Annotated in this window: 18 protein-coding genes; 10 read left to right on the top strand and 8 right to left on the bottom strand. The window is 60.6% G+C overall.

The features are described 5' to 3' along the window. The first annotated feature begins 14 nt into the window (after positions 1-14). Entirely contained in the window at positions 15-1,424 is a 1,410-nt protein-coding gene (locus BM254_RS13380) for an aminotransferase-like domain-containing protein (protein WP_092004563.1), read from the top strand. Here the strand turns inward: BM254_RS13380 and BM254_RS13375 are convergent. After that, positions 1,421-2,071 (bottom strand): response regulator transcription factor, encoded by a 651-nt coding sequence (locus BM254_RS13375; RefSeq protein ID WP_092004559.1) that lies wholly within the window; start codon positions 2,069-2,071, stop codon positions 1,421-1,423. The genes BM254_RS13380 and BM254_RS13375 overlap by 4 nt on opposite strands. Continuing rightward, complete coding sequence (locus BM254_RS13370) at positions 2,068-3,570, bottom strand: sensor histidine kinase (RefSeq protein WP_092004556.1); 1,503 nt, start codon at positions 3,568-3,570, stop codon at positions 2,068-2,070. Before BM254_RS13370 ends, BM254_RS13375 begins: the two co-directional genes overlap by 4 nt. Before the next feature lie 154 nt (positions 3,571-3,724). Between BM254_RS13370 and BM254_RS13365 the strand changes: the two genes are divergently transcribed. After that, positions 3,725-5,353: an acyl-CoA synthetase gene (locus tag BM254_RS13365; RefSeq protein ID WP_092004553.1), complete on the top strand. Its 1,629-nt coding sequence runs from the start codon at positions 3,725-3,727 to the stop codon at positions 5,351-5,353. Positions 5,354-5,451: 98 nt separating this feature from the next. Here the strand turns inward: BM254_RS13365 and BM254_RS13360 are convergent, their stop codons facing one another. The 4 genes from BM254_RS13360 to BM254_RS13345 all read right to left on the bottom strand — a co-directional run bounded on the left by BM254_RS13360 (position 5,452) and on the right by BM254_RS13345 (position 9,388). Next, a complete protein-coding gene (locus BM254_RS13360) occupies positions 5,452-6,039 on the bottom strand; it encodes a DUF6448 family protein (protein WP_092004550.1) in 588 nt (195 codons plus the stop codon). Positions 6,040-6,244: 205 nt separating this feature from the next. Continuing rightward, complete coding sequence (locus BM254_RS13355; protein ID WP_092004547.1) at positions 6,245-7,393, bottom strand: helix-turn-helix domain-containing protein; 1,149 nt, start codon at positions 7,391-7,393, stop codon at positions 6,245-6,247. Then, on the bottom strand, positions 7,384-8,733 hold the full coding sequence (locus BM254_RS13350; RefSeq protein WP_092004544.1) for an ATP-binding protein: 1,350 nt from the start codon (positions 8,731-8,733) through the stop codon (positions 7,384-7,386). Before BM254_RS13350 ends, BM254_RS13355 begins: the two co-directional genes overlap by 10 nt. Continuing rightward, entirely contained in the window at positions 8,723-9,388 is a 666-nt protein-coding gene (locus tag BM254_RS13345) for a response regulator (RefSeq protein ID WP_092004541.1), read from the bottom strand. Before BM254_RS13345 ends, BM254_RS13350 begins: the two co-directional genes overlap by 11 nt. Positions 9,389-9,552: 164 nt before the next feature. On the opposite strand from BM254_RS13345, the gene BM254_RS13340 reads away from it, so the two are divergent. From BM254_RS13340 to BM254_RS13305, 8 genes are all read left to right on the top strand, one after another. Next, positions 9,553-10,857: a ferredoxin reductase family protein gene (locus BM254_RS13340; RefSeq protein ID WP_092004538.1), complete on the top strand. Its 1,305-nt coding sequence runs from the start codon at positions 9,553-9,555 to the stop codon at positions 10,855-10,857. 76 nt (positions 10,858-10,933) lie between these two features. Then, positions 10,934-11,335 (top strand): PepSY domain-containing protein, encoded by a 402-nt coding sequence (locus tag BM254_RS13335; protein ID WP_092004535.1) that lies wholly within the window; start codon positions 10,934-10,936, stop codon positions 11,333-11,335. A gap of 72 nt (positions 11,336-11,407) precedes the next feature. Further along, positions 11,408-11,878, top strand: a complete 471-nt coding sequence (locus BM254_RS13330; protein WP_092004532.1) for a DUF2271 domain-containing protein — start codon at positions 11,408-11,410, stop codon at positions 11,876-11,878. Between the two features lie 22 nt (positions 11,879-11,900). Next, positions 11,901-14,129, top strand: coding sequence for a PepSY domain-containing protein (locus BM254_RS13325; protein WP_092004529.1), 2,229 nt, complete (start codon positions 11,901-11,903; stop codon positions 14,127-14,129). Positions 14,130-14,343: 214 nt separating this feature from the next. Continuing rightward, positions 14,344-15,177 (top strand): metal-dependent hydrolase, encoded by an 834-nt coding sequence (locus BM254_RS13320; RefSeq protein WP_092004526.1) that lies wholly within the window; start codon positions 14,344-14,346, stop codon positions 15,175-15,177. A gap of 108 nt (positions 15,178-15,285) precedes the next feature. Further along, complete coding sequence (locus BM254_RS13315) at positions 15,286-16,236, top strand: DegV family protein (RefSeq protein ID WP_092004523.1); 951 nt, start codon at positions 15,286-15,288, stop codon at positions 16,234-16,236. A gap of 145 nt (positions 16,237-16,381) precedes the next feature. After that, the gene (locus tag BM254_RS13310) at positions 16,382-17,416 is read left to right on the top strand and encodes a hypothetical protein (RefSeq protein ID WP_092004520.1); all 1,035 of its coding nucleotides are present in this window, start codon (positions 16,382-16,384) and stop codon (positions 17,414-17,416) included. Between the two features lie 28 nt (positions 17,417-17,444). Further along, a complete protein-coding gene (locus BM254_RS13305; protein ID WP_092004517.1) occupies positions 17,445-18,074 on the top strand; it encodes a LysE family translocator in 630 nt (209 codons plus the stop codon). A 69-nt stretch (positions 18,075-18,143) separates the two neighbouring features. Here BM254_RS13305 and fdxA read toward each other — a convergent pair whose 3' ends face one another. Both fdxA and mutS read right to left on the bottom strand, forming a co-directional pair. After that, positions 18,144-18,467 (bottom strand): ferredoxin FdxA, encoded by a 324-nt coding sequence (gene fdxA / locus BM254_RS13300; protein ID WP_092004514.1) that lies wholly within the window; start codon positions 18,465-18,467, stop codon positions 18,144-18,146. Positions 18,468-18,631: 164 nt separating this feature from the next. After that, positions 18,632-21,274 carry a DNA mismatch repair protein MutS gene (gene mutS, locus BM254_RS13295; RefSeq protein WP_092004511.1) on the bottom strand — a complete coding sequence of 881 codons (2,643 nt, stop codon included), beginning with the start codon at positions 21,272-21,274 and terminating at the stop codon, positions 18,632-18,634. Positions 21,275-21,290: the final 16 nt, after the last annotated feature.

Raw genomic sequence — 21,290 nt, 5'->3', positions numbered from 1 at the left:
AGGAGGGAGACCGCATGGGCGTTCTATACAGCCAGGTGGCGGATCAGCTGCAGGCGCTGATCCAGGAAGGGGTGTACCGGCAAGGTGACCGGTTGCCCGGTGTACGGGTATTGAGCCGGCAGTTCGGGGTCTCGATTTCGACGGTATTGCAGGCCCACCAGACCCTGGAGGCTCGGGGGTACCTGGAAGCCCGGGAGCGCAGCGGCTATTTCGTGCGTCTGCCGGTCCAGGATGTGCCCGAGCCGTCCATGCTAAAGCACCGGAGCCGGCCGGTCCCGGTGACCGCGCGGGAAATGACCCTGGATCTGTGTGCTGATGAACAGAAACGAATGGTTCCTTTGGCCACCGCGATTCCCCACCCGGATTACCTGCCTGTACGGCAGATCCAGCAGAGCACACTGTGGGCGGCACGAAGGGGGCTGGAAACCCTGGATTACGCCTTTCCCGGCAAGGAATCGTTCCGCCGCCAGATTGCCCAGCGCATGGCCGCCATCGGCGTGCCGGTGACACCGGATGATATCCTGGCAACCAACGGCGCCCAGGAAGCCATCATTCTGGCCCTGCGGGCGGTGACCCAGCCCGGTGACATCGTAGCGGTGGAGTCACCGTCGTTCCCCGGTATTCTCCAGGCCCTGGAAGTAGTGGGCTTGCGGGTGATTGAAATCCCCACTCACCCCTCGGAAGGTCTGAGTCTCGAGGGACTCGAACTGGCCCTGGAACAGTGGCCCCTGAAAGCCTGTGTGGTGGTGACCAATCACAGCAATCCCATGGGGGCGCGCATGTCCGATGAGCGCAAGAAGCAGCTGGTGTCCATGCTGGCGGCGGCTGATGTGCCCCTGATCGAGGATGATATCTACGGCGACCTGTACCACACCGGTGAGCGGCCCCGACCCGCCAAGGCCTTCGACCGGGCTGACAACGTGATCTATTGCAGTTCCTTTTCCAAGACCATTTCCCCGGGCCTGCGCCTGGGCTGGATGATCCCCGGTCGTCACATGGCCAGCGCCCGCCAGCACAAGTACTTCGTAAACCTGGCAACCTCCTCCATTCCCCAGCTGGCGGTTGCCCACTTCCTGGAGCAGGGCGGCTATGACCGATACCTGCGGTCAGCGCGGCAGCACTACCGGGAAGCGACCGAGCGCATGCGATCGGCGGTGGCCCGGTCATTCCCGGAAGGGACGGCAGTGAGCCGGCCCCAGGGCGGGTTTGTGCTCTGGGTACAACTACCGGAGGGGGTATCGGGCACAGAGGTGTACCAGCGGGCACGGGCGGAGAACATCAACGTGGCGCCCGGGCTGATGTTCTCCACCACCAACAAGTTCGATAACTGCCTCCGCCTGAACGGCGGAAACCCCTGGACCGGAACCATCGAAAAGGCCGTCGCCAGGCTCGGTGCGCTGGTCCACGAGGAGATGGGACGCTAACTGTCGCGGCGCAGATCCAGAGGATCAACCAGTCCCGCCGCAATGGCGATGCCGGTCACGTCCGGCAACCGTTCGGCGCCCAGGCGTTTCATGACCCGGGCCCGGTACAGGTCGATGGTCTTGACGCTCACTCCCAGCTGATCGGCAATCTCACGGCTGGTGTAGCCCTGGGCCAGGGGCAGGAAGACGTCCCGTTCCCGGCGGGTGAGGGTGTCGATCAGTGCCTCGGTGCGGGCATTGCCATGGAAACGCTGGCCGCTCTGCCGCTCCTGGAGGGCCTGCTGGACACTGTCGAGCAGAAGCTGCTCGTTGAACGGCTTCTCGATGAAGTCGAATGCACCGGATTTGAAGGCCCGGACCACGATGGGGACGTCGGCATGGCCGGAGACAAAAATGATCGGCACCTCCAGTCCCCGCTTCTGCAATTCTTCCTGGACGTTGAGGCCGCCAAGCCCGGGCATCCGCACATCCAGCACCACACAGCCGGCGTTGGTATGCCCTACCGCATCCAGGAATTTCCGGCCGTCGCTGTAGGCTTCGACGTTCAGTCCCACGGACTCGAGCAGCCATTGGGTCGACTCGAGCATGCCGGCGTCGTCGTCAACCACGTAGACGGTGGTGGGCGGGTTACTGGGTGATTCAGTCATTCCGGGGAAATCTCCATTGTTGCAGTCTTGTTCTTGTTAGTGCTCGCGGGGAAGCGGCAGGTGAGGGTAAGGCCACCGGTCTTCGCCAGCCTGGCATCCAGGAAGCCGCCAAAGCCTTCGATAATGGAGCGACTCATGGACAGGCCAAGGCCCAGGCCCTGGGGCTTGCTTGTGTAAAAGGGCTGGAACATCTGGCGAATTTCCTGCTCGCCCAGCCCATCGCCCTGGTCGGTGACTTCGATGAGGGTCTCTTTGCAATCATTGATACAGGTGGTCAGGGTGATCTCGGCCGGGTTTCCCGAGTCCGTGCTCTTCGTTTTCCGGGACTCGACAGTGGCCTCGATCCCGTTACGGATGAGGTTGATCAGGACCTGCTCGAGCAACACGGGGTCGGCGGTGATCACCGGGGCAGCCTCGCACAGCCGCTCCCGGATCCTGACCCGGTTCTTGTCCGCTTCCCACTGGCACAGCCTGGCCACGTTGCCGACCACGTCATTGACGGAAATCGGCGCGGTTCTTTTCTGACCCTTGCGCAGGAACGCCCGGAGCCGCTTGATCACTTCCGAGGCCCGGTTGGCGTGGTGAACAATCTTCTGCAGTCCATCGTCTACCCGGTCCAGGCATTCCGGATTGGTTCGGGCGTTCTTCAGGTAGCGCTGGCTGGCACTGGCAAAGTTCACGATGGTGGCCAGTGGCTGGTTCATCTCGTGGGCGATGCTGGAGGCCAGTTCGCCCAGGGTTGCAAGCCGTGCGGCATGGGCCAGTTCGTCCGCCAGCCGCCGGTTGTTCTCCTCGGATTCTACCCGGGCAGTGATGTCGCGGGACACGCTGATGACTTCCACCACTGCGCCGGTGTAGGTCTCACGGATGGCGCGGCTGGCAATCTCGAACCAGCGCTTGCTGCCGTCCCGGTGCAGGATTTCCAGGGTCAGGGTGGCGTAGCCGTCGTCCCGCAGGCGGTTGCGGGCTTCTACCAGTTGTTCGACCACATGATCGCCCCGGAACACCTCTTCCAACGGCTTGCCCCGCAGCTCCTCGGGCCAGTAGCCGAGCAATCGCCACGACGCCGGTGTCGCGTCGATGAACCGACCGTCCGGGGCGTGGCGGGAAATCAGATCGGTGGTGTTCTCGGTAATCAGCCGGTACAGGCGGTTGGACTGCACAGCCTGCTCCCGGGTGCGAACTTCCTCGGTGGCATCCCGGCCCCGGAGTAAGACCTGGTTGCTGGCCTGATCCGGTATCAGCGTCCAGAGCAGGATATGGCCGGGTATCCGGGATTCGACATTCTCGATGGCCCGGTTCTGTTGCAGGGAAGAATGAATCAGGGCCTGTGTGTTGCTCGGGAGCAGGTCCAGGGCGCTCTCAAGGCCGGCACTGCTGACCAGATCGGTGGCACTGCGACTTGCCTTCAGCAGGGCAGTATCCCGGTCAAGGACCAAACCAGGTTGCGGGTCGGCGTCCGGGAAACTAAATACGGTATCAGGGGGGAAATCGGTCATATCATCGTTGTTATAGTAAATACACTATAATACCTTGGTGTAGTTTCTAGTATTTGTCCCATCAAATACCATTTTGACCAGCGTGAATTATAGCCAGATTAGCGATTTTCCTGAATACGCCATAAGAACAACAGAGCTCCAAGAGGAACCCGTTATGACCTCGATTTTTGACCAGGGCCTGGCGCCCGTCGATGCCAACTACGCCGTCCAGTCGCCGATTGATTTCATCGAGCGCACCGCGAGTGTTTATCCGGAATACCCGGCCATCATTCACGGCGCGATCCGTTACAACTGGGCACAAACCTACGAGCGCTGCCGTCGCCTGGCTTCGGCCCTGCAGGGGCGAGGGATCGGTCGTGGCGATACGGTCGCCGTGATGCTGCCGAACATCCCCGCGATGGTGGAATGCCACTTCGGCGTGCCCATGATCGGCGCCGTACTCAATACCCTGAACGTACGCCTGGACGCCGATGCCATCGCCTTCATGCTGGAACATGGAGAAGCCAAGGTGGTGGTTGCCGACCGCGAGTTCGGTCAGGTCATCAAGGACGCCATCCGTCACCTGGAGCACAAACCGCTGGTCATTGATGTGGATGACCCGGAATACGGTGAGGGCGTGCAGGTCAGCGATCTGGATTACGAGGCGTTCCTGCAGGAGGGTGACCCGCAGTTCCAGTGGAGCTTCCCCGAAAACGAGTGGGATGCGGTTTCCCTGAACTACACCTCCGGTACCACCGGTAACCCCAAGGGTGTGGTCTATCACCACCGCGGGGCCTACCTCAATGCCCTGGGTAACCAGGCCGTCTGGTCCATGGACATGCATCCGGTCTATCTGTGGACCCTGCCGATGTTCCACTGCAACGGCTGGTGTTTCCCCTGGACGGTTACCGCCATGGCCGGCACCCATGTTTGCCTGCGCAGGGTGGACCCGGAGAAGATCCTGCAGCTGATCCGCGATCACCAGGTCACCCACATGTGCGGCGCCCCGATCGTTCTGAACGCGCTGCTCAATGCGCCGGCAGCCGCCAAGGCCGGGATCGATCACGAAGTGAAATCCATGACCGCCGGTGCGGCACCCCCCGCCCAGGTGATCGGGGCGGTAGAAGAAATGGGTATCAAGGTGACCCACGTTTACGGCCTGACCGAAGTCTATGGCCCGGTAACCGTGTGTGCCTGGAAGTCCGAGTGGGATGAGCTTCCGCTCCATGACCGTGCCCGGAAAAAGGCACGCCAGGGCGTTCGCTACCATACCCTGGCCGGCACCATGGTCGGTGATCCCAACACCATGGAACCGGTGCCCAAAGATGGCAAGACCATCGGCGAGATCTTCCTGCGTGGCAACACCGTGATGAAGGGTTACCTGAAGAACCCGAGCGCCACCGAAGAGGCGTTCCGCGGTGGCTGGTTCCACACCGGTGACCTGGCGGTGTGGCACGAGGACGGTTACCTGGAAATCAAGGACCGCCTGAAGGACATCATCATCTCCGGGGGCGAGAACATCTCCACCATCGAGGTGGAAGATACCCTGTACCGCCATCCGGCTGTGCTGGAAGCAGCGGTGGTTGCCCGACCGGACGAGAAGTGGGGCGAGACTCCCTGCGCGTTCATTACCCTGAAGCCGGAAGCCGGCGAGGTCAGCGAAGAGGACATCATCACCTTCTGCCGCGAGCATCTGGCCCGCTTCAAGGTACCGAAAACGGTCGTCTTCACGGAGCTGCCCAAGACCTCCACGGGCAAGATCCAGAAGTTCGTGCTGCGGGATCAGGCCAAAGAGCTGGACTGATCTGCTGACCGGCTGCGCCAGCCCGGCGCAGCCAGTTATTCCCTCTGTGTGTCCTTGGGAGGCCCTTAGCGCCTCCCTTTTTTGTTGCTCGGGCAGCTTCAGTGCCCGTGCTTACCTGCTCCAGCCGCCCCGTGAACGGCTTCTACGTAATGGATGTAGTCAACGTAGTCGGTCACGAAGTGGCGCCCTTCCTTGACACTCTGATCGGCGCTGGCCGACGAACTGTGGGCCTGATCGTAGCGTTCCCGAATCCCGGTCTCTATTTTCCGGGTAATGTTTGCAATCAGCTGGTCAATCTCGCCGTTGCTTAGTGCTGCATCTGCCGCCTTCAGTCCGGGGTCGATGTTCCCTGCCGGCTTGATCCCGGTAAAGGGTGCACCCTCGGAGGCACGATGAACCTTTACCAGTGTTGCAAAGAGGTGCTTGTCTGCAATTTTGCGTACCTTCTCGCTCTGGCCCCGGATGTCGCGGACATCGGCGAATACCCGCCTGATCTCGGCCTCGTCCTCGGCGGGAACCCATTTCAGTAGTGGGGTAACATCACCGGCGTCGAGCGCTGCCCGGGCTTCGGTAATGACAGGGCCATCCATCGCATCGCAATGGGCCTGGGCATTACCTGCCAGCATGAGTCCCAGCAGGACGGCAGCACTTGCGGTAAAGGTGGCTTTTCGTAGTTTGGTTTTCATGGACGTTTCCTCGCGTCTTGTTGACTAGGACAGGTTCCGATTTCGCTGGAACCTGAGAACCAGCTTAGGGAGAACGCCCGGGGGAATCGTTCGCAAACGTGAAGTCAGACCTGGAGAGCGGCAGGTGTAAAAGATATATAAAACAACGTATTACAGGTTCTCGTTTGCGAGTGCGAAAAGTCGAACGCCATGGCTGCTCTCGCGATCACGGTTGGGGACTGTTGTTTTCTTTGCGAGCGTGCATACGGCGGTAATTGCTGGGGGTCAGGCCAGTGTTGTTTTTGAAAGCCGTATTGAAAACGGACTTGGAATTGAAGCCGGAATCGTACATCACCTGCAGGATATTGGAAGTGTCCGCAGGATCGGCCAGCCGGCGCTTCGCCTCCTGTACGCGGTAGCCACTGACAAATTCGAAGAAATTGCAGCCGAACCCCTGGTTAATCGCTCGGGAGACCTCTCTGGGGTGGGCTCCGACTTTTTGAGCGAGCTGCTCCAGCGTGAGGTTCGAATGAAGATAGGGTTTCTCCTCTTCGATAAACTGTTCCAGCTTCTGTTTCAGGTTCTGATCAAACTCGGGAACTGTGGTGTCGTCCAGCAGGTTAGCCTGGTCGGCTGCCAGCCCCGTGAAAATAACTGGCTGTCGAAGTGCATTAACCATCAAGAAGTTGATGAACAGAAACCCGGTAACAGCGCCGGCCCCGGCCACCCACTCGGTTCCCGGCGCGCTCTTGAAGACATGGGCCGTCATGCAGTAGAACATGCTGACCGTCCAGGCTATTGCGTAGCCAATCAGAAGTAGTCTCAACCATGAGAGCTGTTTGTTTTCGATACTTGAAAAGACCTGTCGGAGGCTGAGGCCGAAGCGGTTGATGGTGCGAATGGTGGCGTACAGGTACCCGAGGAAAACGGCGTGAATGGCGACAGCGAGTAGAGGCGAGGTCAACACGCCCGGATGATCGCGTTCGTTCAGAATGCGGAGTTTTTCACCGGTTGGCTGCAAATAGTACTCGACAAGGAAAATGGCACCGACGACCCAGAACAGTAGGGTGTGGACGAAATGCTCCTTACGCAGGCGGAAATCCTGATACATCAGAGCCCGGGCGTATAAAAAGAGCGTGCCCGCCTGCAATAGCCCGACAAGGGTGCCGAGGTACGCCAGGTTGGGATGCAAAAGCGCCAGTCCGCTGCTGTAGAGAAAAATCTCTCCAAGCCCGGCCGCGAAGAAAACCAGTGTCGCCACAAGAAGCTGGTTGCTTACCAGTCGACTATTGGGAGGCAGCAACAAGAATACGGCCAAGCTTAGCGCCTGAATAATGCTGGTCAGCAGAATGAGGTCGGTCAAGGTCAGGTACACGGGCCAGGATTCCTGCCGGCATCGGTCACATTGAGTTCTACCTCAAAACCATCCGCCCGGCCGGTTGCCGGCGAACGTAAATGCAGGGTCATACCAGCACCCGAAGCAATGGCATCGGCTATGGCGAGCCCCAGGCCAGAGCCGGCTGCCCTGGTGTCGTGGCGGGAAAACCGATTTCGTAGCACGGCCAGTTGGTCAGGTGGCACGATGTCGCCTCCGTTGCAGACTCTCATTCTGCCATCGTCGGTCATGATGACGTCGACGGGCTGTTGCACGGAGCCGTGTTTCATCGCGTTCTCGATCAGGTTGCGGGCCAGAATGGCAAAAGCATCCGGATCGAGGAGGGAGTTCACCTTATGGTCCGGCACCGTCAGGCGAATCCGGCCAGGTGCCAGAGGTTCAAAGTCGCGGCTGATCATGGCGAGTATCGGCACAAGGTCATGCGGTTGTTGTGAAAGTGCGCCTCCGCCTTCGGCCTTCGCGAGCTCAAGCAGCTTGCCGGACAATGTGGACAGGCCGCGCAACGCCTGTTCAACCTCAACCACATTCTTCTTCAGGTGCTGATCCTCAAGCTGGGTTTTCAGCCGCTGCACCTTGGCCAAAGCCGTGGCCAGAGGGGTGCGCAATTCGTGAGCGCTGTTGGCGGTGAAACTCCGTTCTGCGTCAAGCGCGCGGTTCAGCCGCTCCAGCAGCCGATTGACGGCAACCGCTGTTGGTTCGAATTCTTCGGGGAGCCGGTCTTTGTTCACGGGTGACAGGTCGCTGGCTCCCCGGGCTTCAATCGAGTGCTGGAATTCGATCACCGGGCGCAGGGAGAGCCGGACAACCCACCAGATTCCGAACAGACTGACCGGAATCAGGACAAACAGCGGTACCAGCAAAGCGATACCAGCTTCCAGAGCGGCCTCGCGCCGGTGGGCCAAAGGTTCGGCGACTTCGATGTAGAGGGTGTCGCTGACCGCCGACGCCCCATAAATCCGATGCGTGGATGTGTTGGTGAAGCCTTCGCGGGGCAGTGCTGCAAATATACCGGGGTCGGCGTCGTGGGACTGGAGCAGGAGGTTGCCCTGGCGGTCCCTGACCACATAGGTGAGGTATTCGTCATGCTCTTTCAGGGCAGGCGCAGTCCGGTTTCCGGTATTGCTTTCCCGATTCAGGATGTCGGTAACTGCCAGCGGCAGAATGCGTTGGGCCGTTTCCTCAAGAGCACTGTCGAAGACCTCGTTCATTTCGTGCTGCGCCACCAACCCGGACGCGGCAACGCCCAGCAGCCACAGGACAGTGGCTCCCAGGGTGAGGCCAATACCCAGACGTTTTTGCAGGCTGCTGTTACGACTCATGGGTTTCCAGACGGTAGCCCATGCCCCGTACCGTTACGATGGCGTCGCGCCCCAGCTTTTTCCTCAAGCGGCTGACATAGACTTCAATGGTGTTGCTCTCGATTTCCGCCCCGAAGGCATACAGCCGATCCTCCAGTTGCTGCCTCGATAGCAGCATTCCGGGTCGCTGGATGAAGCCCTCGAACAGGGCCCACTCGCGGGCCGTCAGTTCCACCGGCTGACCATTGCACTGAATGCGGTGATCGCGAAGGTCCACCTCCAGGTTGCCCACCTGTATCAGCGGATTGGGGTTGCCCCTGTAACGACGGGCGACGGCAGCCACACGGGCGGACAGTTCGGACAGATCAAAGGGTTTTATCAGGTAGTCGTCGGCACCGGCATTCAGTCCCTCAATACGGTCGGATACCTGGTCCCTGGCCGTAAGAATAATCACCGGGGTGCTATTTCTGCTGGCTCTGATCGTTTTCAGAAAATCCAGACCGTGGCCATCCGGCAGCATCAGGTCGAGAAGAATCAGATCGTAGGTGGTGGTTCGGAAGCTGGCTTCAGCAAATCTCAGTGACTGCACCCAGTCCACGGCATGGCCATCGTCGGTGATCTGATCCCGCACAGCCTCGCCCAGGCCCACAGTATCCTCTACCAGCAATATCCGCATAGCTCACCTTTGATGCAATTTCCGAAGAAGATACTACAGCCAGAACCTGACAGCAGTCTTAAAAGTCAAGGAACGGCCCTGTTTTCTCATCAGCTTCAGCTGGCTGTCAGGTTCCGGCGCTAGCCTGATCGTGAAGATTCCCGGAGCTGATCGGAGGAGACACCATGATCCGGCTGATATTACCTTTCATTCTTGTGGTTACCGGCCTGTGGGCATGGAGCCTGGCAACATCCGGCGGGCCGTGGTCCGTCTATGACCAGGGCCTCTTGCTCAGCGGCTGGTTATCCATCGCCTTACTGTCCCTGACCATGATGCTGGCCCTTCGCCCGGCCTGGCTTGAACGACCCATGGGCGGGCTGGACAAGATCTACCGCACCCATAAATGGGCGGGCATTCTTGCGGTGACCTTCGCGGCGGCCCACTGGTTGATCGAGATGGGGGACGATGTCATTGAAGCGATCTTCGGTGGAGTCAGCCGGCTCGATGACCTGCACTATTCGGGGTTGATCGAAGCCATGCGAGATGCGGCAGAAGAGGTGGGCGAGTTTGCCATTTACCTGTTGTTCGCCATGTTGCTGATCACCCTGTGGCGCAAGTTTCCCTACCGGTACTGGCGGTATCTGCACCGGGCAATGCCTGCGCTTTACCTGCTGCTTGCCTTCCATGCGGCCTGGCTTGCTCCGCTCGACTGGTGGCAGCAACCCATCGGTTGGCTGATGGCAGCCCTGTTGGCAGGCGGCAGCCTTGCCAGCGTGCTGTCACTGGCCGGAAGAGTCGGCCGACACCGTCAGGTGCAGGGCACCATCGCAGCCATCGGTACCCCGGAACCGAATATTACCGAGGTGACTTTGGACCTGGGCCAGGCCTGGCAGGGGCACCGGCCCGGGCAGTTTGCCATGGTGACGTTCAACAAGCTGGAAGGCTCACATCCCTTCACCATTGCCAGTGCCGATGGCGGTGATGGCCGAGTCACTTTCCTGATCAAGTCCCTGGGCGACTTCACCCGCAACCTTGCCCATAAGATCAGGGTGGGTCAGCCGGTGACCGTGGAAGGTCCATACGGTTGTTTCGATTTCAACCGAAGAAATCGCAAGGCACACCAGATCTGGATTGCCGGCGGTATTGGTGTCACGCCGTTTCTCGCCTGGCTCGAAGCGGCTAGTGCCGCCAACCAGCCTGCTCCCGAAGCGGATTTGCATTACTGCACCCGCAACGCGGACCAGGACCCGGTGGTAGGTCGGCTTCAAGAGCTTTGCCAGGATTTTCCGGGCATCAATCTGCAGATTCACGACAGCAGCAAAGGGGAGAGCCTTTCGGCAGAAGTCTTGTCTGCCAGTGAGCCCTCGGGTGCGAGGACGGAAGTGTGGTTCTGTGGCCCGGCAGGACTGGGACGGGCCCTGGAGCGGGGATTGCGGGCGGCACCTTTGCGTCGCTCGCGCTTCCACAAGGAAGCCTTCCAGTTCCGTTAACCATTCCTGACGCGTTCAGGCCAGTGTCAGGTCTGCGCCCCAGAATAGATGTTGTGGACTCAACAGGAGACATCCCATGAAAACCAAACCTGTGATTATCAGCCTCGCGCTACTGTGCCTCAGCGCACCGGTGCTGGCGGACGATGACTGTGACGACCCGATGGCTGACTGGCAGCCACGGGAGCAGCTGCGTCAGAAACTGGAGGCGGAGGGCTGGACGGTATACCGCATCAAGGTGGATGACGGTTGTTATGAAGTGAAGGGTATGGCCCCGGAAGGTTTTAGTGCCGAGGCATCGTTTGCACCGGCTACTTTCGAGCTGATGAATCTGGAGCGGGAAGACGATGACGACGAAGACGACGATGACGATAACAGACATGACCGAGGTGACGGCCAGGCCCGGGACAAGGCTCAAACCGATCGTCCGGTTCCCAGTAATGGCATCGTCAAGGGGCGCCCGACAGTGACCGTGGAATAACCCAGCCATTGTTTTACCCGCTGTTTCTGCAATTCAACGTGATACCGGAAGTACGGTACGAAGAGGTACGGTATGAAAAAGATTCTTCTTGCTCTGGGCCTGGCTGTCTCAGTCGCCTTGCCCGCTCTTGCTCAGGCTCGTGAAGTGACCTTCACAACCGAGTTACTCGACTACGGCGGAGATGGCGCCTACATGGCCCTCTACCTTACGGATGCGTCTGGAGCGTACCGGGGGACGCTCTGGGTTGCCGGCAAAAAGTCCAAGTACTACAAGCATCTGAGCGGCTGGGCCCGTGGCAGCAGGTTGGACCCTGCGGAATACGACGGGCTTACCGGAGCCAGCATCACCAGCGGCCGGACCCTGAAAATCACGCTTGATCTTGATGACGCTTTGATCGACAGCGGCCATGAAGTTCGTGTCGACACTGCGGTTGAGGATATGCGGGACAACCGGGCCGATGTTGCGGTACCGCTGACCACCGAGGGCGCGGGCAAGCCGGTGTCCGGGCGGGGTTATGTTCGCTCGTTCCGCTACGATTTTTGATGGTTAGCCAGGAGCAAATTTGATGTTGCGTATATTGCACGGTCTGCCCGGTCTGTTTGCGGTGGTGTTTCTGGCGACACTGGCTGTTACCGGTTCAATCCTGGCCCTCGCGCCAGCGTTGGACAGGGCAGGCGCAGTGGTTCCGCCGGCTGGCGATGTCAGCGTTGCGCAGATGGCAGGACGGGTGGTGTCAAACTACCCGGGAACTGAACAGATTGTGCGTGACCTTTCCGGCCAGGTAGTCGTTTACTACAGCCGGGATGGCCAGGCCGGGGCCAATCGGGTCAACCCGGTGACCGGCGAGCGTCTGGGGGCTTACCAGCCATCCGCGTTCTTTGTCTGGATCAGGGACCTGCACCGCTCGTTCCTGCTGGATACACCCGGGCGGATGGTAGCGGGCATCTCGGCCGCATTGATGTTGCTTATATGTCTATCGGGCATGGTGCTGCTGGCCCGTCGGAGCGGTGGCTGGAGAGCATTGATGCGGCCGTTGGCCGGCACCGGCAGTAAACGGGTTCACGCCGAAATTGCCCGGTTGGCGGTTCTGGGGCTGTTGTTGTCGGCACTGACCGGCAGTTTCCTGTCGGCCCAGCGATTTGGGCTGCTACCCGAGGTCTCCGACCCGGGGCCAGGTTTCCCGGCCAAGGTTTCCGGGGGCCAACCGCGTCCGGTGGACCAGCTTCAGGCACTGTCAGAAGTTGATCTTAACGATCTCCGGGAACTCGTGTTTCCTTACCCTGATGACCCTCAGGACGTGTACTCCCTGACCACCACCGGCGGGTCCGGGTTCGTTGATCAGGCTACCGGCGAGCTGCTGCAGTTCCAGCCCCGGTCCACCGGCAGTGTGGTCCAGCAATGGATCATGAGGTTGCATACCGGTGAGGGCCTCTGGTGGCTGGGCCTGATACTTGGTGTGGCTGCGCTTGGCGTGCCGGCGCTGTCGGTGACCGGAGCTATCATCTGGTGGCAGCGGCGGCGGTCGTCGGTACAGGTCCAAGACAACGTCACTGTCGCCGAGGCCGATGTCGTTGTTCTGGTGGGGTCAGAGGCCGGTGCCACCTGGGGCTTCACCCGGGCGTTGCAGACGGAGCTGACCAAGGCGGGATTTCGGGTGCATTGCGCGGAGATGAACGCACTGGCGCATTCTTATCCAAGGGCCGCCATGCTCTTTGTACTGACCTCCACCTACGGTGATGGTGATGCGCCAGCCTCGGCCCGACAGTTTATGACCCGGCTTCGCGACTTCAGGGCCGGAAGCGCGCTGAAATATGCCGTACTGGGGTTTGGTGACCGGCAGTTCCCGAACTTCTGTCAGTTTGCCCTGGAGGCAGATGAAGCACTCGCCGGCAAGGGGCTGAGCCGGATACAGCCCGTTGAGCTGATTGACCGCTGCTCCGCTGCCCGGTTCAGCGAGTGGGGTGACCGGCTTGGCACTGCGATCGGGACTCCGCTTTCCCTGAGCCATGATCCGGTTCCGCCGCGCACCTTCCGGCTGGAGCTTGCACAACGTGTGGATTACGGGCTCGCAGTGCAGGCGCCGACCAGCATCCTGCGTTTCCGGCTGGCAGATGCGGGGCAGGGATGGCGGTCCTGGTTTTTCCGGGCTCGCCGCCATAGCCTGCCTGCGTTCGAGGCGGGTGACCTGCTTGGCATCCTGCCGCCACAGGAGGGGCAGGATGCGCGGTTTTACTCATTGGCTTCGTCGGCCAGTGAAGGTGTGTTTGAGATCTGCGTTCGCAAACAGCCCGGTGGCCTTTGCTCCGGTTACCTGCATGGCCTGAAACCGGGTGACAGTGTTGAGGCCTTTATTCGCCAGAATCCGGGGTTTCGCCCGGCCACTGGCACGGTGCCCGTCATTCTGATTGGCGCCGGTGCGGGGATCGGCCCGCTGACCGGATTTATCCGGAAGAACACCGCCCGCAACCCCATGTACCTGTACTGGGGCGGGCGAAGTGCGAATTCGGACTTTCTCTATCAACCGGAACTGGGGCACTACCTGAAGGATCGTCGGCTAACAGGGCTGAGTACCGCGTTCTCAAGATCCGATGAAAGGGCCTACGTGCAGGACAGGCTCCGCCAGGATGAGAGGGCCTTGCGCAAGTTGGTCGAAACCGGTGCCCAGGTTCTGGTGTGTGGCGGCAGGGACATGGCTGCGGGGGTGAAACAGGTTTTCGAAGAGATTCTTCAACCCTTGAGGCTTGAGGTGGATGATTTGAGAGTACAGGGGCGTTATCTGGAGGATGTCTACTGAGCCGGGTCTGGCCTTGATCCCGGCTCTCCATGAGCTATTCGCGCACGATAATGGCGCTGCACAATGACAATTTGTCATATCGTGACAAATTGTCTCATTTATCCCGTCGTTGTCTTTCCGGCAGAATCCGGGGGAGGTTAAACTGGCTCTACCGGTTAGAAAGAAGACGAAGTTCAACGCGATGATAACAATAACCTGACGACAGGAGGCCACCATGTCAGTCAGCTCGACCCCGGAAGGGGTGTCTGTCTCACCCAGGCACATCCACTTTGATGTCAGCGAGGATCTGAAATCCTTCTGGCATGGCAACGACGCCTTCCGCACCGCCTTTTTCAATGCGTTGTCGCTCCAGTTTCCCGATGGCGAGCAGCAGTTCATCAATGCGGTGCGTCTGTACCGGGACCGGATTGATGATCCCAAGCTCAAGCAGGAGATCCGGGGCTTTATCGGCCAGGAGGCCCTGCACAGTCGCGAGCACAAGAACTACAACGAGGCGCTTAAGGCCCGGGGCTATGACATTGATGCAATTGACCGGCGTTTCCTGAAGCACATGGAGTGGGTCGGCAAGTTGCGCCCGAGCCGGCAGCTGGCGGGCACCTGTGGCGCAGAGCACTACACGGCGGTCCTGGCCAATGCGATCCTGAAGAATCCGGAGTGGATGGAGGGCGCCACGCCTGCCATGAAGCAGCTCTGGCGCTGGCATGCCATCGAGGAAACCGAGCACAAGTCGGTCGCGTTTGATGTCTACCGGGCCTGTGTGGGCAATGAGCGGCTGCGCAGGATCGTGTTCCTGTTCGTGACATGGAATTTCTGCAAGTACACTTTCCTGAATACCTGCAGCCTGCTGCGCACCGATGGCAAGCTCTGGAATGTCCGGACCTGGCTGGGCGGGCTCAACTTCCTGTGGGGTAAGCCCGGGGTCATCCGCCAGTGCCTGCCTGAGTTCCTGGCCTACCTGCGCAAGGACTTTCACCCCTGGCAACAGGACAACCGGCGGCTGCTGGCCGAAAACCTGCGGGAGCTGGAAGGCGTGGGTGCAGCGAACTGAGCGGGTGCTGAAATTCCGCCCCGCTTATGTAAAACTTGGCGACTCAAAATAACGATAAAATAAAGGGCGTCCCCGTCGAGGAATCGTCCGCAGCTGGAGAGTCTCACCATGCGAGTAGGTTTGATCGTCGATTCCGCGTGTGATCTGCCCTATGAGTTCAGTCGCAAGCACGACCTCTTTATCCTCCCCGTGACCGCTGTCATCGACGGCCAGACCTACATCGACGAACACGACCCGGTACGCACCCAGGAGTTCTACCAGAGCGGGCTGCTGCAGAAAGGCCATCATGCCGAGACCCAGGCCTTTACCGAAGAACAGATCCATGACCTGTTCATGGAGAAAATCGTCACCCAATTCGACGTCGCCGTCTGTGAAACGGTCACCCGCAGCCGCAGCCTGATTTTCGAGAACGCCACCAAGGCGATGAACAGTGTGCTGGCCAGCTACGAGAAGGCCCGGGCAGCCGCCGGCCGGGAGGGCAAGTTCTCCATGCGGGTGATCGACAGCAAGCAGATTTTTGCCGGCCAGGGGCTTCTTGCGGCCCATACCCTGAGATTGATCGGCCAGAAACTCTCCAAGAACGCCCTGCGCCATGAGGTGGAGTCTTTCACCGACAAGATCTACACCTGCGTCATCCCCAGGGATCTGCACTACATCCGCGAGCGTGCCCGTCGCCGCGGCGACAAGAGCATCTCGGCCCTGGTTGCTTTCCTGGGCAAGGCTCTCAACATCACGCCAGTGATTTTCGGGCAGGGCGCCGAGGGCCAACCGGTGGCGAAAACCCGGAACTTTGACGTGGCCGTGGAGAAGGTCATGAACTACGCGGCGGCGCGGGTCGATGCCGGCCTGCTGACGCCCTACGTCAGCCTCTCCTGCGGGCTGACCTGGACCGAAATCGAAGACCTGCCCGGCCTGAACCGGTTGCGGGATGCCTGTGAACGCAATGGCGTCGAGCTGCTGCTGTCCCAGATGGGGATTACCAGCAGCATCTATGTCGGTCCGGGCAGCCTGTGTCTCGCCCTGGCGGCAGATCCTCATACCTTCAACGATTTCCAGTGACTGCGGGCGCCGACCCGGTCGGCGCTCCCTGATCCGCTTGGCCTGTCTGCATCCGTGATTCCGTAGTTTGGGCAAACCCACGGAGGCTGGCTTCGTGTTAGCCTCGGGGTTGCTGTTTCCATCGCCCACAAGGATTGACCCTACCATGACCAAGTCCGCTGGCAGTCTGGCCGAAAGGCTGTTCGAAGAGCATGTCCGCCATGAGATGGCCGCCCTGAAGGGGGCGAAGCTGAAGAAATTCCTGGAACGGGAGCTGGACGAGCTGCTCGACCATGCCGGACGGATCACCCTGAACCGGGTAGCCGGTATCGATCAGGTAATGGGCGTGATCGAGCGTGTCGTCGTCGACATGGAACTGGATGCCGGCATCCCCGAGTTGGCGGCCGAGATGGCGACGGAGGTCATGAACTCGCCGGTCCAGGCCGAAACCACGCTGGGGGAAATCATCTCCCGGGAGCAGGCCACCGGATTCCTGGAGGAGGCTCTTGAGCTGCGCCAGCAGCGGGAACGGGTCATCAGTGAGATCATGGCCCATCCGGTCTACCAGGAGCTGGTGTCCAATGTGGTCTACCACGGGCTGGTCAACTATCTATACGAAGACAACCTGATTGCCCGCTCCGTGCCCGGGGTGGGCTCCATGATGAAGTTTGGCAAGAAGGTCGCCAACCGGGCGGTGCCGGGCCTGGACGAGACCTTTGAACGGCGCATCAAGGCCTGGCTCGCGGATAGCCTGCCCGGCCTGATCGCCCGCAGCGAGGCGTTCCTGCATCGGGCGCTCAGCGATGACGAACTGCGGGATAGCGTGATGGCCGCCTGGGTGGCGGTGGAAGACAAGACCATTGCCGAGCTCCGAGAAGGGCTGGGGGATGTCGAGTTGCAGGAGTTTGTGGTCCTTGGCTATGAATTCTGGTTACAGTTCCGCAAGACTGGGTACTTCGAGGGCTGTGCCCGGGCCGTGGTGGAGCATCTGTTCGCCAAGTACGGCGACCGGCCGGTGACGGACCTGCTGAATGATGTGGGAGTGACCCGCGAGGTGATTCGCACCGAAATCGAGGCCTACGGGATTCCGGTTATGGACGTCCTGCGGGAAGAGGGCTATCTTGAGGCCCTTGTACGGCGCAGGCTTTCCTCGTTCTATCGTTCTGCGGCGGCGAAGAAACTGCTGGCCGGGGAGGAGTAGCGACAAGCCCCGGTAAATTGGGGGTAGCGTGTTTCCTGACCTTATCTGGACCTATCTGATTGCCATAACCTTGCTGACCATCACGCCGGGCGTGGACACCTTGCTGGTGCTGCGCAATACCGGTCGGGGTGGTCTGAAAGACGGTTGTGTTACCAGCGTGGGTATTTGTAGCGGGCTGTTCATCCACGCCACACTCTCCGCGCTGGGTATCTCCATACTGTTGGTGGAGACGGCGTGGGCCTTCAACGCCCTGAAGTGGCTGGGCGCCCTGTACCTGGTGTGGCTTGGCATCGGTTCGCTACGCCAGGCCTTCCGGGGCAGGGTGGAAACCGCTCCGGTCCAGGTCCGGGAAGCGCGAAGTGCCAGTATGGCCGTCTCGTTGCGGGAAGGGTTGCTGTCGAACGTCCTGAATCCCAAGACCGCGCTGTTCTATATGGCGTTGCTTCCCCAGTTCGTGGATCCGGCGGGTAACGCCTTCCAGCAATCGCTGGTCTCGGCTGCCCTGCATTTCGTCCTGGCCATGGTGTGGCAATGCGGGCTGGCCTGGATTGTGGCCACCTTTCGCCATCTGCGTGCCAGTGCGCGGCTGAGCCGGGCACTCAATACTCTCACCGGCGGGTTCTTCGTGGCCATGGGCGCAAAGCTCGCAACCACCTGAACAGAGCGATAGCGACCGACCAATAAAAAAGGGAAGCCTCGGCTTCCCTTTTCGATCCGTAACCGGAACTCAGCGCTCCAGATACTGCAGTTTGTCGGGCTTGCCGTCCCATTCCTCGGCGTCCGGCAGAGGATCTTTCTTCTCGGTGATGTTCGGCCACTTGGCGGCCAGATCGGCGTTGATTTCCACGAACTGGACCTGATCCGCCGGCAGCTCGTCCTCGGAGAAGATCGCTTCGGCCGGGCACTCGGGCTCACACAGCGCGCAGTCGATGCACTCGTCCGGGTCGATTACCAGAAAGTTCGGGCCTTCATAGAAGCAGTCCACGGGGCAGACTTCCACGCAGTCCGTGTATTTGCACTTGATGCAGTTATCAGTAACGATAAAAGCCATAGTCAGATCCCTGGTCGTAGAGTGTTCAGTCTCATCAGGAGCCGGATAGTGCGAGCCCCTACCTTATAATTTAGTGCGCGATATTGTAGGGAGCGGTCCCTGAAGGGGCAAGCCTTCGCCTGCTATATCCTTATTACATAGGTCATTTCCGCGCAATTTTCCTGTTATTTATTCATTAAATCCCGCAGCTCGTAAAGTCGGTTCAGTGCCTCTCGCGGCGTCAGGTCATCGAGGTCCAGTTTCTTGAGCGCTTCTTCCACGGCGCTGGGCTCGAGGCTGGCAAACATATCCCCTTGGAGAACCGGTTCGCTCACCGTCTGCCTGGCGCCGGCCTGGCTCCCGGAATGGCCGGGCTCGGGCTGCTCCGGTACCCGGTCAGTCACCGGGGCACTGGGTGTGGCACTGCCCTCGAGATGGGTCAGCTGCGCCTTGGCATTGCGGATGACATCCTGGGGCACACCCGCCAGTTGGGCGACCTGCAGGCCGTAGCTCTGGCTGGCGGGGCCATCATGAACATTGTGAAGGAACACGATGCTGTCGTCGTGTTCGGTCGCGGTCAGGTGCACGTTGACAGCATGCTCCAGATCATCAGCCAGCTGGGTCAGTTCGAAGTAGTGGGTTGCGAACAGGGTATAGCAGCGGATGTTCTTGGCCAGGTGTTCGGCAGTGGCCCAGGCCAGGGACAGGCCGTCAAAGGTGCTGGTGCCCCGGCCCACTTCGTCCATCAGCACCAGGCTGTGCTCGGTGGCGTTGTGCAGGATGTTGGCGGTTTCGGTCATTTCCACCATGAAGGTGGAGCGGCCGCCGGCGATGTCATCGGAGGAGCCCATGCGTGTGAAGATGCGATCCACCGGTCCGAGCACCGCTCTGTTGGCGGGCACAAAGCTGCCGGTGTAGGCCAGCAGGGCAATCAGGGCCGCCTGGCGCATGTAGGTGGACTTACCGCCCATGTTCGGACCGGTAATGACCAGCATGCGGCGCCTGGTGTCCATCAGCAGGTCGTTGGGCACAAACGGCTCGTCCAGCAGTTGTTCGACCACCGGGTGCCGGCCTTCCTCGATGTCGAAGCCCGGCTGGTCGGTGAATTCCGGCGCGGCAAAACGCAGGGAGGTGGCCCGTTCGGCGAAGTTGCTCAGCACATCCAGCTCAGAAAGGGCCTGGGCGGCATCCTGCAGCGGCGCCAGCTGCTCGGCGACGCTTTCGAGCACCTCGTCGTACAGGGCCTTTTCCCGCGCCAGTGCCCGGCTCTTGGCACTCAGGGCCTTGTCCTCGAATTCCTTCAGTTCCGGGGTGATGAAACGCTCGGCATTTTTCAGGGTCTGCCGGCGGATGTAGTCTGCCGGGGCCTGGTCCGATTGCGCCCGACTGATTTCGATGTAGTAACCATGCACCCGGTTGTAACCCACCTTCAGGGTGCTGATACCGGTGCGTTCCTTCTCCCGGGTCTCCACATCCAGCAGGTACTGGCCGGCGTTCTCGCTGATGTTGCGCAGCTCATCCAGCTCCTCGTCGAAGCCCTCCCGGATGACGCCGCCGTCGCGGATCACCACCGGTGGGTTGTCGATGACGGCCCGCTCCAGCAGGTCGGCCAGCTCCGGGTACTCGCCGATGGTGGTGGCGAGCCTGACCACGTGATGGGAATTCACCGGTTTCAGGGCTTCCTGGAGGTCCGGCAGGGTCTGGAAAGCATCCCGGAGCCGGGACAGGTCCCTGGGGCGTGCCGATCGCAGGGCCACCCGGGCCAGAACCCGTTCAATGTCGCCCACCTGTTTGAGCAGGTCGTGCACCGGTTCGTAATGGAAGCCGTCGAGCAGTGCGGAAACCGCCTGTTGGCGCTGGCGGACCACGTACACGTCCCGGAGCGGGCGGTTCAGCCAGCGGCGCAGCTCGCGGCCGCCCATGGCGGTGGCGGTTCGGTCCATCACCCAGGCCAGGGTATGCTGGTGGCCGCCCATGAGGTTGGTGTCGATTTCCAGGTTGCGGCGGCTGGTGGCATCGAGGATCACCGCCTCTTCCCGGCGTTCCCGGGTCAGTTTGCGGATATGGGGCAGGGCGGTGCGCTGGGTTTCCTTCGCGTACTGCAACAGGCAGCCGGCGGCGCAGATGGCCAGGTGCAGGTCTTCGCAGCCGAAACCGGTGAGGTCACGTACCTGCAGCTGCTGGGTAATCACCCGGTGAGCCGTGTCGCCTTCGAACAGCCAGGGGCCCTGGCGACGGATGCCGGTGAAGCCTTCGAGGATCTCGCCGTAGGGAAAGTCCTCGCTGATCAGGATTTCCGCCGGGCGAAGGCGTTGCAGTTCGCCCTGGAGTGCCTCCAGCCCGTCCAGTTCCGAGACCGCAAAACGCCCGCTGGAAATGTCCAGGGAAGCAAACCCGAACTGTTCCCGGTGGCTGTAGATGGCCGCCAACAGGTTGTCGCGCCGGTCCTCGAGAAAGGCATCGTCACTCAGGGTGCCGGGCGTGACGATCCGGACCACCTGCCGCTCCACCGGCCCCTTGCTGGTCGCCGGATCCCCAATCTGTTCGCAGATGGCAATGGATTGACCCGCCCGGACCAGACGGGCAATGTAACTCTCGGCAGAATGATACGGCACACCGGCCATGGGAATCGGGTTGCCACCGGATTGGCCGCGGGCGGTCAGGGTGATGTCCAGGAATTCTGCGGCCTTTCGGGCGTCTTCGTAGAACAGCTCGTAGAAATCCCCCATGCGGTAGAACACCAGCTCATTGGGATGCTCGCCCTTGATTTTCAGGTACTGCTGCATCATCGGGGTGTGCTTGGAGAGATCGGTCTGGGCTACTGACATGGATGGGTCCGGTTGC

The organism is Marinobacter pelagius (assembly GCF_900114925.1).
In the GTDB taxonomy this organism is placed as follows: Bacteria; Pseudomonadota; Gammaproteobacteria; order Pseudomonadales; family Oleiphilaceae; genus Marinobacter; species Marinobacter pelagius.
Note: the sequence above shows the minus strand (reverse complement) of the source record. Positions and strands in the feature narration are given on the sequence as shown.